At 72.6% G+C, this 2,687-nt stretch carries 3 protein-coding genes; all 3 read right to left on the reverse strand.

Annotation, left to right across the window (positions count from 1 at the left end; all coding sequences use genetic code 11):
- Positions 1 to 7: 7 nt before the first annotated feature.
- Positions 8 to 634, reverse strand: coding sequence for a DUF2461 domain-containing protein (locus E1298_RS45960; protein WP_131903659.1), 627 nt, complete (start codon positions 632 to 634; stop codon positions 8 to 10).
- A 55-nt stretch (positions 635 to 689) separates the two neighbouring features.
- A complete protein-coding gene (locus E1298_RS45965; RefSeq protein WP_131903660.1) occupies positions 690 to 1,454 on the reverse strand; it encodes a fumarylacetoacetate hydrolase family protein in 765 nt (254 codons plus the stop codon).
- A 22-nt stretch (positions 1,455 to 1,476) separates the two neighbouring features.
- Positions 1,477 to 2,687 (reverse strand): cellulose binding domain-containing protein (locus tag E1298_RS45970; protein ID WP_207945261.1); only part of this gene is annotated, 1,211 nt, incomplete at its 5' end.

A 2,687-nucleotide genomic window follows, 5' to 3' on the forward strand; every position in this document is an offset into this window, starting at 1 on the left:
GGGGTGCTCAGCGGGTGAAGTCGGGGGGGCCGATGTGCTCGTTGCCCCAGTCGACCAGCGGACGGAGCCGCCGCCAGGACTCGCGGACGCGGGTCACGACCTCTGGCGTGCCCATCCACGGGTCGGCGGGCCAGCCTTGGTGGGCGTACAGGGAGCGGTGCCGCAGGAGTTCCAGGCGGGGGTGGTCTTCGGGGGTGCCGCGGGGACGGGTCTTGAGGCGGTCGCCCTCGATGTCCCAGCCCGTGGCGCGGAGGTCCTCGACGATGGCTTCGAGTTCCTTGCCGGACGTGTCCGAGTTGACGGCCGCTCTGTATTGGCGGAGCTGTTCGGGCGTGGGCGCGTACATGCCGCCCGCGACCATCAGGCCGTCCGCGTCGATCTGGATGTAGAAGCCCTCACCGGTGTGGCCGCCCTGGTGGGTCTTGTACGGGGTCTTGTCCTTGCTGAAGCGGACGTCGCGGTAGGGACGGAACAGCTTGGCCGTGCCGAACTCCTCTTCCAGCTCCGCGCAGAGGTCGGCCAAGGGACCGCGTACGTACTGTTCGTAGGTCTCCTTGTGGGCCGTCCAGTACGACTTGCTGTTGTCGGCCAGGAGACCCTCGTAGAACTCGAATGACCGGTCGGTGAACGGCATGGCCTCCCCCTTCGTACGGCGCCCCCCTCAGCTTAGGGACGCCGTACGACAGAAGTCAGTCGCGGGCGACGACGCGGTTGGTGAGGGTGCCGATGTTCTCGATCGTGACGGCGACCTCGTCGCCGATCTCCAGGGGGCTGACCCCGGCGGGGGTGCCGGTGAGGATGACGTCGCCGGGCAGCAGGGTCATGACCTGGCTGACGTACTCGACCAGCGACGGGATGTCGTGCAGGAGCAGGGACGTGCGGGCGTCCTGGCGGACCTCGCCGTTGACCGCGCAGGTGATCGCCAGGTCGGACGGGTCGGCCTCGGTCTCGATCCAGGGGCCGATGGGGCAGAACGTGTCGAAGCCCTTGGCCCGCGTCCACTGACCGTCCTTCTTCTGGAGGTCGCGGGCGGTGACGTCGTTGGCGCAGGTGTAGCCGAGGATCACCTCGGCGGCGCGGGCGGCGGGCACCTCGCGGCACATGCGGCCGATGACCACGGCCAGCTCGCCCTCGTGGTCGACGCGGTCCGACAGCTTCTGCGGGTAGGCGATCGCCTCGCCGGGACCGATCACGGCGGTGGACGGCTTGGAGAACAGCACCGGTTCGGCGGGCGGCTCGCCGCCCATCTCGCGGGCGTGGTCGGCGTAGTTCTTGCCGATCGCGATGACCTTGCTCGGCAGGATCGGCGCCAGCAGCCGGACGTCGGCGAGCGGGAGGCGCTGCCCGGTGAAGGTCAGTTCTCCGAACGGATGGGCCGCGATGGCGGCGACGGTGTTCTCCTCCACCACGCCGAAGGACATGCCCTCGTCGGTGGAGAACCTGGCGATACGCATGCCCGGAAGCCTAGTACGCCGGTCAGAAGCCGCACGCCTTGCCGTTGAGACGGCACTTCGTCGGGGTCGCCGCCGTCCCGGAGGCGCCGAACTGGATCTCCCAGGTGCCGCCCGGCGGGATCGCCGCGGCGCCCTCCAGGTTCGCGATCTCCACATGGGCGCCGCCGTGGACGAGCCGCGCGCCCCAGATGTTCTTGACGTCGCCCCCTGGCGCGTCGAACGTCAGCCGCCACGCGCCCATGGGCCGGCCGGTGCGGTTGGTCATGACCAGCTTGCCCTCGTAGTACCCCTCGTCCTGCTGGACGAGCTGGTAGGTGATCCCGTTGCCCTCCACCACCGGCCCGGCCGGCGCGGTGGGCGCCGCGGGCGAGGGCTCGCCGGGCTGCTGCGTGATGGGGGGCGGCGAGGCCCCCGGGGTACCGGACGGGGCGGGCGTCGGCGGGCTCGTGGCGCCGCCGGTCGGGGCGTCCGTCGGCTGGGTCGTCGCGGTGCCTGAGGGCGCGGCGGACGGTGTCGCGGACGCCTTGCCCTTCTCCTCCGATCCACCGCTCATGAGCAGGAACACGGCGGCGGCCCCTACGGCGACCAGGACGAGGACGGCAAGGCCGGCGAAGAGGAGGGGGCGCCGCGAGCCGGACGGCACGCCACCGGACGGCGACGCCACGGGCGGCAGGTGAGGCGGTGCGGCTGCTGCCGGAGCGGTCGCCTCCGGCCCGGGCGGAGCCTGCGGCGGAGGCGAAGCTGGAGCTGGCGGCGAAGGCGAAGGCGGAGCCTGCGGCGGGGGCATCGCGGGCGGCGCCTCGGCCTGGTTCGTCGTCGTGGACGGGTCGGGGGACGACTCCTTCGCGCCGAAGTGCGCGGTCCAGAGGGCGTCCTCCGGAGCGGGCATCGGCGACGGGGCCGGGGAGGCCGGTTCCGGGTCCTCGGCGGCGTCCGGCGAGGTCTCCGGCTCGGCGGCGAAGTCGGTGACTGTCGCGGGCGGCTCGGCGGCGACATCGGTGACGGTCGGCGGCGGGTCATCGGTCGCGTAGGGCGCAGGCGCGTCGTCGGCCGGGAAGCTCGCCGGGGTGTCGTCGGTCGGGAGAGGCGCGGGCTCGTCGTCCTGAGCGGTCACGTTCGGGTCGTCGTCCTGGAGGTCCTGGGCTGTCGCGCCCGGATCGTCCACGGGGAGGTCCTGGGACGTCGCGCCCGGGTCGAAGGGCTCGTCGACGGCGGTCGCGCCGGGGTCCGGGG

It is taken from the genome of Actinomadura rubrisoli (genome assembly GCF_004349215.1).
GTDB classification, from domain to species: domain Bacteria; phylum Actinomycetota; class Actinomycetes; order Streptosporangiales; family Streptosporangiaceae; genus Spirillospora; species Spirillospora rubrisoli.

Coding starts and splice junctions, on each gene's coding strand:
- E1298_RS45960 (WP_131903659.1), bottom strand. CDS start 634: ATGCCGTTCACCGACCGGTCATTCGAGTTCTACGAGGGTCTCCTGGCC.
- E1298_RS45965 (WP_131903660.1), bottom strand. CDS start 1,454: ATGCGTATCGCCAGGTTCTCCACCGACGAGGGCATGTCCTTCGGCGTG.